At 41.0% G+C, this 13,843-nt stretch carries 10 protein-coding genes and 1 tRNA gene; 10 read left to right on the top strand and 1 reads right to left on the bottom strand.

All coding sequences use genetic code 11. The annotated features are described in order from the left end of the window. The first annotated feature begins 89 nt into the window (after positions 1 to 89). Positions 90 to 1,721: an AAA family ATPase gene (locus tag ACE38W_RS09095; protein WP_375830234.1), complete on the top strand. Its 1,632-nt coding sequence runs from the start codon at positions 90 to 92 to the stop codon at positions 1,719 to 1,721. Positions 1,722 to 1,758: 37 nt separating this feature from the next. Continuing rightward, positions 1,759 to 2,565: an ATP-grasp domain-containing protein gene (locus ACE38W_RS09090; protein ID WP_375830233.1), complete on the top strand. Its 807-nt coding sequence runs from the start codon at positions 1,759 to 1,761 to the stop codon at positions 2,563 to 2,565. Positions 2,566 to 2,596: 31 nt separating this feature from the next. Here the strand turns inward: ACE38W_RS09090 and ACE38W_RS09085 are convergent, their stop codons facing one another. Beyond that, positions 2,597 to 3,073: a hypothetical protein gene (locus ACE38W_RS09085; protein ID WP_375830231.1), complete on the bottom strand. Its 477-nt coding sequence runs from the start codon at positions 3,071 to 3,073 to the stop codon at positions 2,597 to 2,599. 217 nt (positions 3,074 to 3,290) lie between these two features. Between ACE38W_RS09085 and ACE38W_RS09080 the strand changes: the two genes are divergently transcribed. The 8 genes from ACE38W_RS09080 to ACE38W_RS09045 all read left to right on the top strand — a co-directional run bounded on the left by ACE38W_RS09080 (position 3,291) and on the right by ACE38W_RS09045 (position 13,653). Next, entirely contained in the window at positions 3,291 to 6,071 is a 2,781-nt protein-coding gene (locus tag ACE38W_RS09080; RefSeq protein WP_375830230.1) for a TonB-dependent receptor domain-containing protein, read from the top strand. A 36-nt stretch (positions 6,072 to 6,107) separates the two neighbouring features. Further along, positions 6,108 to 7,637: a hypothetical protein gene (locus ACE38W_RS09075; protein WP_375830229.1), complete on the top strand. Its 1,530-nt coding sequence runs from the start codon at positions 6,108 to 6,110 to the stop codon at positions 7,635 to 7,637. A gap of 76 nt (positions 7,638 to 7,713) precedes the next feature. After that, positions 7,714 to 8,694, top strand: a complete 981-nt coding sequence (locus ACE38W_RS09070) for a hypothetical protein (protein ID WP_375830228.1) — start codon at positions 7,714 to 7,716, stop codon at positions 8,692 to 8,694. A 32-nt stretch (positions 8,695 to 8,726) separates the two neighbouring features. Next, on the top strand, positions 8,727 to 9,896 hold the full coding sequence (locus tag ACE38W_RS09065; protein WP_375830227.1) for a metallophosphoesterase family protein: 1,170 nt from the start codon (positions 8,727 to 8,729) through the stop codon (positions 9,894 to 9,896). 403 nt (positions 9,897 to 10,299) lie between these two features. Continuing rightward, positions 10,300 to 10,680, top strand: a complete 381-nt coding sequence (locus ACE38W_RS09060; RefSeq protein ID WP_375830226.1) for a hypothetical protein — start codon at positions 10,300 to 10,302, stop codon at positions 10,678 to 10,680. Between the two features lie 163 nt (positions 10,681 to 10,843). Further along, positions 10,844 to 11,377, top strand: a complete 534-nt coding sequence (locus ACE38W_RS09055) for an RNA polymerase sigma factor (protein ID WP_375830225.1) — start codon at positions 10,844 to 10,846, stop codon at positions 11,375 to 11,377. A 9-nt stretch (positions 11,378 to 11,386) separates the two neighbouring features. After that, complete coding sequence (locus ACE38W_RS09050; protein ID WP_375830224.1) at positions 11,387 to 13,360, top strand: hypothetical protein; 1,974 nt, start codon at positions 11,387 to 11,389, stop codon at positions 13,358 to 13,360. Between the two features lie 216 nt (positions 13,361 to 13,576). Beyond that, positions 13,577 to 13,653, top strand: a tRNA-Pro gene (locus ACE38W_RS09045). Positions 13,654 to 13,843 lie beyond the last annotated feature (190 nt).

Genomic DNA, 13,843 nt, shown 5'->3' with positions numbered 1-13,843 from the left:
AAAGCCTTACAACTTAATGTTGTAAGGCTTTTTTGTTTGAATATCCTTAAAATATTTATTTCCCCGATGGAAATGAATTATTTTTAGTTATGCGTATTACAAAACTTGAACTTAAGAACTTTAAGAGATTTACAGATTTAATCATTGCAGACATTCCCATGTCTGCAAAGTTAGTGTTGTTAATAGGTTCAAACGGTTCTGGTAAATCTTCAGTATTCGATGCGTTTGATTTTCTTGTCAAACAATTTAGGGAGAATAACTACAGTCCTATTTCCTTGGAGGGTTATTATGATAAAAATAATCAGTCTCCACAAGTTAAAATTGAATTTTCTGACGGTGATGAAATAGCAATTCTGAATAATTCCAGAATCAGTGAAGAATCATCAAGAGATAAGCTGAAAAAATTCTCAGGTCGAAGCAGCAATAGAATTGTTCCAAGAGTCTATAACAGTGTCAATTTGGAAAGTGCCCAAAATAATACTGATGGGCCTTTGACATTTATTGATGCTGATGTTCGTTTCAGTAGTGATGTCAATATGTATATTCAAGAAATTGACAATGCTTTGCGAGCACCTATATTCCGAGGGGAATCGGCTGATACATTGAAAATATTTGAAGACTTTATTAAGCCACTAAACTCTTCTTTGATAAATATTCTGGGCGGAGATAGTACTACTACTATTCAAATTGCTGAATTTCAAAACCCCACTTCTGAACGAAGCGGTCAATTGATATTTAGAAAAGGAAATTCCCGTATCAACTATGAATTACTAAGTCACGGTGAAAAACAGGTAGTTACATTACTCCTGAACTTTATAGTCAGGAAAAAGTTTTATGATGATGCTATCATCTTTATTGATGAAATGGATTGTCACTTAAATACCTCTTTGCAGTCAAGATTATTGAAAGAGATTGTAAATGTCTGGATTCCGGAAAACTCCCAACTCTGGACAGCGACACATGCATTAGGTTTCATTGACTATGCGAAGAATGCTGAGAATGCTGCGATTATTGACTTAGACCTCTTAAACTTTGATATTCCACAGCTAATCGTGCCTGAGCCGAAAGAGAATATGGAAGTTTATGACATTGCGATCCCTAAAGAAACAATCAAAAACATTTTAAAAGGATATAAACTCGTAACTGTAGAAAATCAAAATGATCAGCATTATAATCTTGCTTTGGGAGAATCGGGATACTTATTTTTGCCGGCAAATAATAATAGGGAAGTTTTCTTAACTATCAAATCTGATTCTAATATGCTTGGCATCAGAGATCGAGATTATTTGATGGAGAATGAGATTATTTCAATACAGCAGCAATATCCGGGATTTAGAATATTACATTATTATGCTTTTGAAAACTATATTTACCATCCGGATAATGTTTCTGAGTTAGGCTTGAATGGATTTGATAAAGAACTTTATTTAGAAGAGATAATTTCGCAAAAAAATAAAAATCTTATATCAATTGTTGCCAACATTAAAACTGCCCGCCAGACATATATAGAATTTAAGGAAGATATAAAGGGTATTAAAAACGATAATAATATTGAACCAATAACCTATGCACTTCAAAGTAATGACTTGGAGGTATTTTACCCGTTCTTTAATGTAAAAAAATACTATAACAAAAGTTATATTCATAGGTTTAAATATACCATTGGTGAATTGGCAAAAACGAAATGGTTCAAATCACAAATAAAAAAAATATTAGAGTAAGCTGTAGGAACAGACCTGCCAATTCCAATTCCATCCTATGAGCACCTATACCAACATACAATGGGTTGTGCAGCAAAACCTCACTACTCCAACCCATCTTCAGCAAATTCAATCTGCATGTAATGCAATAGGAATCCCTGTAATCTCTGTAATGGTGATTCCATTTACAGATACGTTGCCAGATTTTAACAGGGAGCGCAAGTCTATAATATATGGCTCTACTACCTTTCATGCCATCGCAGCAAAAGATCCTCTGCTAATGGAGGGTGTCTTCTATGATGAAGATAATTTCTCTATGGCCAATTATCTAGATATCTGGAAAGACCATATGCTCAATTATGGCGCAATCACTACCACTTTCCATCAACTGATCACACAATCATCTTTCCCACATGATAAACTATTATTTATCCGACCGGATGGTGATACTAAATCTTTTGCGGGTGAAGTAAAGCGTTTTGATGAAATTGAATCATGGTATAAACAGGCCATACAGGCCGGAAATTTTGATTTAAATGAACATACGAGTATAGTGGCAGGTGAGCCATATAATATCGCAAAAGAATGGCGCTTATGGATCGTAAATAAGAAAGTAGTTGCGGCAAGTCAGTACCGCGAATATTTCAAACTAAAAAAAATAACTGGTTGCCCTGAAAATGTCATCGCCTTCGCAGAGGCCAGATGCAAAGAATATACACCCCACGATGTATTCGTGATGGATATCTGCTTATGCAGCGATCAACTGTATATTGTGGAATGCGGTACCATGAATGCCGCCGGATTCTACGAAGGGAATGTATTCGATATAGTAAAAGCAGTATCTGATTATTTTGTTAAAAGGTAACGCCAATCAGGTTTCTATCTAAGTTGTATTATCAAAATGTTGTAGACTTACTATTCTGCCTTTTGTTTTTTGAATCAGGCTTCGTAGTAATAATAACGAATGGACGTGCAGGATTACAACCAATCGCAATGGAATCACGCAGGATAGTTAAACTCTCAATTGCATTAGGCGCTAATCGGGTCTGTTCGGTATCCAATACTGGTAGTCCATCAATGACATAGAATTCTGGAAGTGCATGCATATATTGCACATTCGCCTTAATGTTATTAACAGGTACCAATGTTGGTTGCTGTTTACAAACAACATATCTTTCTATAAAAATACTATCCTTTGTTGATCGTCGCTTTACCTTCTCTGTCTTAATATCCGCAGGATCCAGGAATATACCAGTGCCAATGTATACCTTATTGACATAGGTTCTGGTAATCGTTGATTTTCTCTTTTTCTTAGCACTGACATGCGTGATACAGCACAATATCAATAGCGTAAGCAATACACTTCTCATCATCTCCATAAGTTAATATATTCATTGGCGTTAGAGGTATGGTTAATTGTTAATGCTTATCTAGTACGGTCATAATAACACTACCGATACCGATCATATCATTTTGGGGTATTCGTTTCCGTTAAGAAATCATTACCATATTATTACTATTACATTATATGATTTGAATGGCTTAGCAGGCTCTTTTTATTTCTCTTTCTTTGCCCGAAAATCAATCAAAATGTATCTGAGGCCCTCACTAGTCCTAGGTCTGCTAATTACTTCCCAATTTGCCTTTAGTCAACAGGTAAACCATAATATCAAAGGTGCTGTTACTGATAAACAATCTAAAGAACAATTAATAGGCGCGATTATCAGTATACCGGAACTAAAACGTAATACAGTTGCCAAATTGGATGGTACGTTTAGTCTTGACCGTATCCCGGCAGGTACATACCATATTCGCTGTTCTTATATCGGCTATGTAGCTGTTGATACTGTGGTGACAGTGAATGGTAATCTCACCCTTAATCTTCCACTCAATAATAACACTGCTGCTTTAAACGAGGTAGTAGTAACTGGTAAACATAACGTTGAATCAGAGGCCGCTGCAAAGAAATCCGAGCAAAATGCTTCCAGCGTAATGAATATCATCTCTGCAAAAGCAATTCAATTATCTCCTGATATTACTGTGGGTAACGTATTACAACGTGTATCAGGTGTATCCATAGAACGCAGCAGCAATGGAGATGGCCGCTACGCCATCATCAGAGGTATGGACCAACGTTATAATAATACGTTGATTAATGGTATTAAAATTCCTAGTCCAGATAACAAAAGTCGTTTCGTGCCGCTGGATATCTTTCCTTCTGAGCTGATAGAAAGAATTGAAGTGAATAAAACACTGACACCTGATATGGAAGCCGACGCTGTTGGCGGTACAGTAAACATGGTGATGAAAAATGCGCCTGAAAGACTGTACATAAACGCTAGCGCTGCCACAGGTTTTAGCCAGACGGTATTGCAAAATGGTTTCGATTATTTCCCTGTAAGTGCAATACATAAATCTTCTCCTTACCAGCAAAATGGCCCTGGATATAGCGCAACGCCTGCTGATTTCACCCGCGATAATCTGAACTATACACATAAATCGGCCCCTGCTAATGCGATGGGTACGCTGTCTATTGGTAACAGATTCTTCAACAATCGCTTTGGTATCATGCTGGGCGGCTCGTACCAGAATATTTATAAAGCCTATAACAGCATCTTTAATCCTGGCGAATTCCAGGAGGAAGGGCAATTATACGTTAAACACGCTTATCTGCGCGATTATTCCTCTCATCTTACCAGAACAGGTCTCAATGCTAAATTTGATTTTGACATCAACCCTAAGCATAAAATCAGCCTTTACAGCGTATACGCTGACCTGAAAGATGCCCAGGCACGCCTGACCACCGATTCTCTCATGCCTTATCCACGCACCGTTGCAGGTACTGGACAAGTATGGCAGTTTGGCCGCTCTAAATACCAGCATCAGAATATCTTCAGCAATACCTTACAAGGAAATCACACCATTGTGGATAACAGGCTGAAACTCGATTGGTCGGCAGTATATTCTAAAGCCATGAGCGAAATTCCTGATTGGGCTGAATATGAATATGATGGCGGATTTTACACCGATCCTTCTACACCTAATAACCCACCTTATAAACATCCGGATGTACTGCAGAATTTCAACCGTACCTGGTGGAAAAACTCTGACAGAGATCTGGCTGGTTACCTGAACCTACACTATACCAACACTGCCTGGAATACCCCTTACACAATCAGCGTAGGGGGCTTGTACAGAGACAAACACCGTGATAACAAATACGACAACTACGAACTTCGTCCTGTACCTAATGCGGATGGCTCCAAACAACTCTGGACAGACATCTATCACTTCAACTGGACTGTTTTCAATCCTAAAGGTAGTCCTGGTGAGGCTAATAATTACCGTGCCAACGAGCGTATCACTGCTGGTTACCTCCTGTTGAAGTTCAAAATTAACAAGCTGGAAACCGTTGCTGGCGTGCGCGCAGAGAACACTGATCAGGATTTTGATACAGACGTTCCCGTTACACAGAATGCAAAATCCGGAACCATTAGCTACATGGATGTATTGCCAAGTGTGAACTTCAAGTATGAGCTGAATAAAAAGACAAACCTGCGTCTGTCGTACTACGCAGCTATCAGCAGGCCCGCTTTCTTTGAAATCGTTCCTTACAGCTACCACGGCGATCAGTTCGATGAAAAAGGTAACCCTAACCTCTTGCATAGCACCAGCAATAACGTTGACCTGAGATATGAATTGTTCCCTAAAACGAACGAACAAATCCTGATAGGCGCTTTTTATAAATCAATTCAGAACCCAATTGAATACGGCTTCGAATTCACCGGTGCGCAAAATCAGACTGCTTATATGCCTGGCAACTACGGTGATGTTACTAACTATGGTTTTGAATTGGTGTATGAAAAATACCTGGGCAACTTCGGTATCAGAGCTAACTATACTTATACACATTCTCAGATCACCACTACCAAAATGACTTCTGTGAAGAAAGACGGTGTGCTGCAGAAACTCTTCTTAAATGAATCCCGTCCGCTGCAAGGACAATCAGACCATGTTGCTAATGCCGCTTTCCTGTATAAAAATGGCAAACTTGGGCTGGATGTGCAATTAGCATGGCAGTACACCGGTAAAAGAATTGTGTTGGTGTCTCCATACTACGGATTCGATTATTGGCAGAAAGGTATGAACCTCTTCGACTTCTCTGCAGAAAAGCGTTTTGCAAAACACTTTGCAGTGTTTGCAAAAGTGCAGAACCTCCTGGACGCTAAATATGAAGTATACATCAACAAGCCAGTGGTCAACGATGTGCCAGTGCCATTCCAGAACCCTGGTTCCGGCAAAACCCTTGCCCAGCGTGATCAGTACGGACAGAACTATATCCTGGGCCTGAGATTCCTGCTAAACAAATAAGAACATTTCACACAAAATTTCAATAAAGAATTAGTTATGATGAAACATTCTTTACAGATCGCTTTGATTGGTTTCATTTCGGTCGCCATGTTTTCCTGTAAGAAAGATGAAAAAGCAAACATCTCTAAACCACTGACGGTAGTAGGACAGCCTATCTCTGATACCATCCTGCCTAAGAAAGATGTTAATGGTAACGTCATTCCATTGAAAGGAACGATGCTGGCCGGTAAAACATATCATATCACTGCAGATGTAACCATCAATGCTGGTGATACCCTGTACCTGCAACCTGGTGTGAAAGTAATCATCGAAGGTGATGGTAAAAGCCCTGAAACAAGTCCTGCATTTTATGTAAAAGGTTCCCTGGTAAGTGCTGGTACCAAAGAAGCGCAGAACTGGTTCACTGTAAAAGAAACTGCTGCAACTCCACTTTCTAATGCTAACTTCAAAGATGATGCTGTAAACGATCCTGCTTACGCTGGTTACTGGGGCGGATTCCAGTGTGGTCCTGATGCTGACCTGCTGTTGATTCGCTGGACGCACGTAGAATACACCGGCGGCCCTTGGGGTAGTAATGCTGCTGATTTCGGCGCTAAACCTGGTGATCCACGTTATGCTGTTTATATGAACCGTAAGACAGGTTTCTCTAAACTGATCCTGGAAGATTCATGGTTCTTCGGTAGTAAAGATGATTGTATCGGTAAATGCGAAAACACTTACGTAAGCATCATGAGAAATACCTTCAATAAACTGGGAGGTACTGGTGGAGAAGGTGTGAACCTGAAAAGCCATGTATTTGGTGATATGGCGTACAATCTCTGCTATGGTATTGCCACCAACGGCCTTAAAACTGCTGCTACAGACGGTGTTAACACTGTTGTGAATATCTACAATAATACTTTGGTAAACTGTGGTTTCAGACAAACTAAAGCTACCCGTAATGGTTCTATCAATACAGAAACCAACGCTGGTGGATTTCTTTATAACAACATTATCGTAAACTGTAAATCTGGTCTGAGAATTTCTTACCAGTCAGAAAAAGGTAAGCCTAGCGATACCCTGAATACTTCTTACGGTAATAACCTGACCTGCATAGGCCGTGGTAACCCAATGGGTGGTGCTGAGCAATATATGATCTTCATTGAGCCTAAGCAGTTTACATTCAAGCAACCTACCGACCTGAACGGTTATGTAAATGGTCCTACCACAAGCCTCGGCACTAACGACGGTACTAACACTGCTAATGATTCACTGAAATACGATCCGATGTTTAAAAACTACGACGTGAAAACTAACAGTCTTGGTACTGCTTATAGAAACAGTGTAATCCCTGCTGGTGCTGACTTTCACCTGAAAGGTGGTTCTCCTGCCATCGGTATTGGCGTATGGTCAGGTGGTAATGGTGCTACTGCTATCCCTGTTAAAGCTAAAGCTCCATTGCTGGTTCAATACGGTTTCCCTATGACTGTATTGCAAAGCGGCGAGTTTGGTGCTAACGTAACTCCTCCAAATAAAGACCTGGGTGCGTTCCCTACAGATGGTAGCGGTAACCAGCACGTATACTAATCTTATTTAACAACTATCGGGGGCTGACATACAGGTCTGTACAGACTGTTTTGTCAGCCCTTTTAATTATATAGATATGAAGAGATCTGTATTGATGTGTATTGGGGCATGGATCATCTTCAGCGCATGTTCCAAGAAGGCCGATGATAAAGGAACGCCAGTTCCACCAGTAGATCCGCCGGTAGTGCAGGATACTACGCCGCAGGCAAAATATGATATTACCTTGCTGGCGTCCTCTAACGCTTACGTAGGTACGCCGGATGTACATGCCATGCAAAGGCAGGACTACAACGAGTTGTCGGGTATTGCTGCCAGCCAGGTGAATAAAGGTGTATTATATGTGCATGATGATTACAATGGCAATAAGACAGTGGTGATCACCAATGCAAACGGTGATGATCTGGGTCAGATCATTGTGGATAACATCAGCACGCGCAATATGGAGGATATTTCTGTTGGGCCTGGACCCGTTGTAGGTAAGAGTTATATATATATCGCGGATATAGGTGATAATAATGCTGGAAGGGCTTCTATTGCAGTATATAGATTTGAAGAACCCGTAATTACTAACGCAGACGCTAATACGAAAATTCATATAACCGCGGTAGATAAGCTGGAATTGAAATACCCACAAACTGCGGTAAATGCTGAAACTTTGCTGGTAGATCCATTAACAAAAGATATTTATATCGCCAGTAAGCAAAGCAGCAAAAGTATTATCTGGAAGGCCACTTATCCACAGTCGACCACAGCGCCCACGGTTTTACAATCTGTACTAAAAACAAATTTTGATTTGTTGACATCAGGAGATATTTCAGGTGATGGATCGGAGATCTTGCTCAGGAATAAAGGACAGATCTGGCATTGGAAGCGTGCTGCCGGACAAACAATCGTACAGGCGTTGCTGATAGCTCCGGAAACAGCGCCTTATGCTGGTAATGAGCATCAGGGCGAAGGGATTTGTTTCGCGGCAGATGCAGGTGGATACTATACCGATACCGAAGTAAGAGATTATCCTGGGGCTATCTCCAACATCTCTTATTACAAAAGGAAATAATTAAGCAAAACACTATTCTAACCTATAAAAAGATGAAAATAAGATTCTGTAAAGCCTTTTACCTGGCGCCATTGGTAGCATTATTATTCGGTGCCTGCAAAAAAGATGATGACAAACAGGATGATCAAACACCTGTTCAGTTTATTTTTACCTCAGATGCACACTATGGTATTAACAGGGCTGCGTTTCAAGGTAAAACTAACGTAGACGCACATACGGTTAATGCCGCAATGATCGCTAAAATCAATGGTATGCCTGATTTGGTGCTGCCAACAGATGATGGTGGTAATGCGGGTATGAAGATCGGTAGTATTGATTATTTATTTGAAGGCGGTGATATTGCCAATCGTATGGAAGTATCTGCGAATGTACAAACAGGCGCGGCTTCCTGGGAACAGTTCAAAATCGACTATCTGCAAAACCTGACTATCAAAGGAAAAAATAATCAGAAAGCGGAAGTATTGATGGTGCCTGGTAACCATGATGTGTCTAACAGCATTGGTTATTATGCTGTGATGTCGCCGATTACGGATGCCTCTAGCATGGCTAATATCTATAACCTGATGTTTAAAACTTCAGCCAAAACAGCCGCTAACTTCAATCCTAAAACAGATAGAATTAATTATTCAAGAGAGATTGCGGGGGTTCACTTTTGTTTTATACAGATGTGGCCAGACAGTAGTGTAAGAGTATGGATGGAGAGTGATTTGAAGTCTGTGGCTGCTTCAACACCGGTGATTATTGTGGCGCATGATCAGCCAGCGGTGGTATCTAATCACTTTACCAACCCTAATGGTGATCATGGAATTAATAATACTGATAAGTTTGATAATGTGTTAGATGAGATGTTTAAATCCGGTAAGGCTGCCAGCGTGGCGGATGTTATTGAGCAGCGTGGGTTTGTGGCTTTTCTGAAGCAGCATCCCAATATCAAGGCTTATTTACATGGACATGCACATGAGAGCAAGTTTTATACTTACACGGGTCCGGATAATGATGTGTCTTTGCCTACTGTGGGTGCGGATAGCCCGATGAAAGGAGTGGTTTCTTCTACCGATGAGACGAAGCTGACCTACCATTTCGGTGTATTGGATCCAAAGACGAAGATGCTGACGATTCGTGAGGTGTATTGGAATCCGGAGCCATCGAATCCTTCAGCGGCGGTGAAGTGGGGTAATAAGATTTCGATAAGTCTGAAATAATAGTATTGTAGATAGAAAAGCGAAGCCACCCAATGAGGGTGGCTTTTTGCTTTATATCATAAAAGAAGACTATTCAAATGGCCGGAAGCTTGTATCAGCCGGTCATTTGAATAGTCTTCATAGGGGCTAACAAGATATCGTTGCTATAGGCAGATAATCAGATAGCAGATATTATAAAATTAAGTAGAAAGCGATGGTTGGTAAAATGTAAATGGCCTTTGGTATCAGTTTTCTCCTAAGTGGTCATTTTTAGCGTGTAAGTGAGTGGTATAGGGCGATTGTAGGGATTTTAGGGTATAGGATGGGCGTACTTGATAAGTTTTTATGAATTATTTTAAGAAAATCATTTTTTGACCCAACCTTTTCATTTTTCTCCCCCGTTTACTTTAATAAATAGGATTCTATGAGATACTTACCTCTTTATTTTCTAGGAGTTGTGCTGGCGGTTTGCAGTGTGGTGGGTTGCAGAAAGGATGCTGCGCTCAATTCGGATTTGCAGCAGTTGTCGGCTAAGGCGGCGCTGGTGGATTCGACGGGCCATCCTAAGGACACCTTAGGTCACGATACTATTCCGGGTCATCATCCTGGGGATACTACACATCCGCATCCAGGTGATACTGTTCGTCCGCATCCGGGAGATACGGTGATAGTATGGCCTCCGCGCGATACCGTAAGGCCTCCAAAAGATACGGTGATAGTATGGCCTCCACGCGACACCGTAAGACCTCCAAAAGATACGATTCGTCCTCCAAAGGATACTACAAGAAATAGAGGTAGAAGCTAACAACGTAGTATCTTCACCGTTAGGAAGAAGATGGGAATTTTATTGTTTTTGGTGATTTTTTTTGAAAGAAACTGGTTGTTTCAGGTAATCCCTGAGGCAACTTTTTCTGTTTGATATAACCCAGTACACATGCTTGTGTATATTGTAACGGTAGCATAAACAATTGGAAGAGATACAACAGCTGATAAAGGATTGTTTAGCCAATAACAGGCTTGGCCAGGAGAAACTTTATAAGAAGTTTTATCCTGTGTTCTTTCTATTATGCAGAAAGTTTTTCAATAATGAAGAGGAGGCGATGGAAGTATTGAATGACGGCATGTTGCAGGTATTTACGCAACTGCATAAGTATGCTGCAGAAAAGGGAGAATTTATTAACTGGGCTTATACGGTGGTGCGGAATGTGGCACTGGATAGGATCAGAAAGAAAAGAATGCCGATATATGGCGAGATAGAGGAGGATATTGTTGTTACGGAGAATAACATATTACGTAAGCTGAACGGAGCTGATATTTATAAATTATTGGATGTCCTTCCAACTGCTACGAGGGCTGTTTGTACACTTTTTTACCTGGAGGGCTTTTCTATAAAGGAAACGGCAGATTTATTACAATTGAGTCAGGGCACGGTAAAATGGCATTTAAGTGAAACCCGGAGCAAATTAAAACCAATATTGGAGCAGTACTACCTAAATAAATGATACCAACCCGTGGATGAAAGGAATTTAAATACTGGACCACTAGACGAAGGGAAGCCTCCTATTCCTATTCCGCCTGTAGAAGAAGGTTGGAAGCAGATGGCTGCGCGCCTCGATGCGGTCATGCCTGTAGGAACGGCTACAGGAGCGGCTGCGTCAGCAGCTGGCGGTGCTGCCGTGAAATCGGGTAGTATTGCATTAGGTAAATTATTAGTCGGCTTAGCCGTAATCGTAACCTTAGGGGTGATAAGCGTTGTTTATTTTACACAGCGGGCCAATGATAAGGATAATAAAAAACAGATAAATACAAGTGCTGGATGGCAGACTGATAAAGCAATTGATGCAACTAAACAGAACGATAGCCTGGCGATTATAGGCGGAAAGGATAATAAAACTAATGAAAATAGTGATGCTCAATTAAAAGGAGCAGATGGCTCAATGCAAGCTGGAAATGCAGCTGGTAGCCAGGATAGTAAACATACACAAACGCCTGATAATGCTTCACAAGTCACCGATCAGGAAGAACACTCATCGGGCAACCAAAATGATAAGGAGCATCATACCCAGGGTACAAATGGTTCCGTGAATGGGACTACGCCTGCAGAAAGATATACCGGTAATCAAAAAGGTAAAACGCTACAAGCAACGGATGTAACGGTGAACAGTGGCGGTAAATCGGCAGTTGCTCAAAATGGTAGTGGCCATGATTTGCAGGATGCTGACGGAATAAGGAAAGAAACAGCGCCAGGCAAAAAAGGTATAAGTCAACCTGAGGGTATGGCGGCGACTAATCATCGCGCTACATTCACTAAACAAGGCGATAAATCAACCGGAAATGATTTAGGGCATAATGATGCCAAGAAGAATAATGAGGGCGTTAAAACGTCTAAAAACACAAAAGCACATGGAAACAAGGTGTCGGGTAATAGTCTTGGAGGAAATCATAAATCCACAGGGGCTGCTACCATGAAAGATAATCACCTGTCGCCCAAGATGCAAGGCGTTAATAACGCAAAAGAAGAAAGTGCTAATAAGAATAGCGATGATGGTCATCCTCAGCAAACAACATCAGATGCAACATCATCCTCTGCACAACATAATAATCCTGTGCAAACAAATGAAAAGGGAGTAAGTAAGGATATAAGAGAAACTTATCCAATTGCTGATGGACAGTCAGTAATTACCGGCAATACAACGTCAACAAGCCAGGGCAATATAGTGGCAGGCACGTATGCTGTCAATGAAGGTTATCAAAGAACCGCATTGACCAGGATAAGGATTAACAACCAGTTCGAGAACAAGATATTGAAAGCGCCTGCAGAGGCCATCAATCATTTATTCAGCTTCCGACCGCCACGGAAAGGCAATGGTATGTCCTGGGAACTGCTGGTACAATGGAGCCTCCCGATGCCAATTAATGGCAATACCTGGCTGAAAGGTCCTACCGCTAACCCCCAGGCATATACATTGCTGATTCCAGGATTAAGGCTGCAATACGATATGCCTAATGCAGCCATCAGCCTGGACTTGAACGGCTTTGCTTCCCAGGCCTATAAGGATGTACCTTATAAATCAGGACCAGATCCATCTGCAGTGCGCACCACCAATAGCTATACATTGCAGAAATCTTTCGGCTATAGTGCCGGCATAGCTTATCAACACAGGGTTTATAAAAATTGGTACGGAGCTGCTGGGATACAGGCCTTCTATGCCCGAGAGGGGACTATATCGTTGTCCCGACAAAGCGACACTATCCTGCTGGCGCCTAAAAATGTAACCTATAGTGATAAATCGGATATATGGAAAAGAATTGGACGGGTGCATTGGAGTATCACCGCCGAAGGATACTATGACCATAACAGGTGGCAACTGGGAGGAAGGGTACAAATACCTGTTTTGCATAAGACGGATACCATCACTGGGATGATAAAACCACAAATTCAGGCAGAAATTCTGCTCAGAATAAAATTATATAAGAAAAAATAACGGCGTTGGGAGAGATGGTTTCTAGTTGGTTAAATATAATGTGGTGGCTTGTTTTGGCTGATTTTTCATTTTTGTTTTTTCTGTTTTTTTTATTGCCAGCAGAAAGAATTTAAAATTTTTTCACTCAGTATTTGGAAATGTCACAAATATATCGCTACCTTTGCATCCCGCAATCAGAGGTACGAATGCTGAGATTGCAGCCAGATAAAAAGTTTTCGGGGTGTAGCGTAGCCCGGTATCGCGCCACATTTGGGATGTGGAGGTCGTAGGTTCGAATCCTGCCACCCCGACCAAGAAAAAGGAGATCATTTTGATCTCCTTTTTTATTTCTATCTCTTTAGGCTTTACTCCTAAGCCACATTAATTCCTCTTGTTATCATTTTGCTCAACAATCAGAACTATCACTTTTGCTTTTCTTTTGAAGCATAGCATTAACCCGAAGATCCAGTGAAACAGAGAAATAGTGATACTCAGTTGCACTGA

This window comes from Chitinophaga sp. Hz27 (assembly GCF_042263525.1).
Lineage (GTDB): Bacteria > Bacteroidota > Bacteroidia > Chitinophagales > Chitinophagaceae > Chitinophaga.
The sequence above is the reverse complement of the archived record's forward strand: the minus strand, read 5'-3'. Positions and strand labels throughout refer to the sequence as shown.

Coding starts and splice junctions, on each gene's coding strand:
- ACE38W_RS09095 (WP_375830234.1), top strand. CDS start 90: ATGCGTATTACAAAACTTGAACTTAAGAACTTTAAGAGATTTACAGAT.
- ACE38W_RS09090 (WP_375830233.1), top strand. CDS start 1,759: ATGAGCACCTATACCAACATACAATGGGTTGTGCAGCAAAACCTCACT.
- ACE38W_RS09085 (WP_375830231.1), bottom strand. CDS start 3,073: ATGATGAGAAGTGTATTGCTTACGCTATTGATATTGTGCTGTATCACG.
- ACE38W_RS09080 (WP_375830230.1), top strand. CDS start 3,291: ATGTATCTGAGGCCCTCACTAGTCCTAGGTCTGCTAATTACTTCCCAA.
- ACE38W_RS09075 (WP_375830229.1), top strand. CDS start 6,108: ATGATGAAACATTCTTTACAGATCGCTTTGATTGGTTTCATTTCGGTC.
- ACE38W_RS09070 (WP_375830228.1), top strand. CDS start 7,714: ATGAAGAGATCTGTATTGATGTGTATTGGGGCATGGATCATCTTCAGC.
- ACE38W_RS09065 (WP_375830227.1), top strand. CDS start 8,727: ATGAAAATAAGATTCTGTAAAGCCTTTTACCTGGCGCCATTGGTAGCA.
- ACE38W_RS09060 (WP_375830226.1), top strand. CDS start 10,300: ATGAGATACTTACCTCTTTATTTTCTAGGAGTTGTGCTGGCGGTTTGC.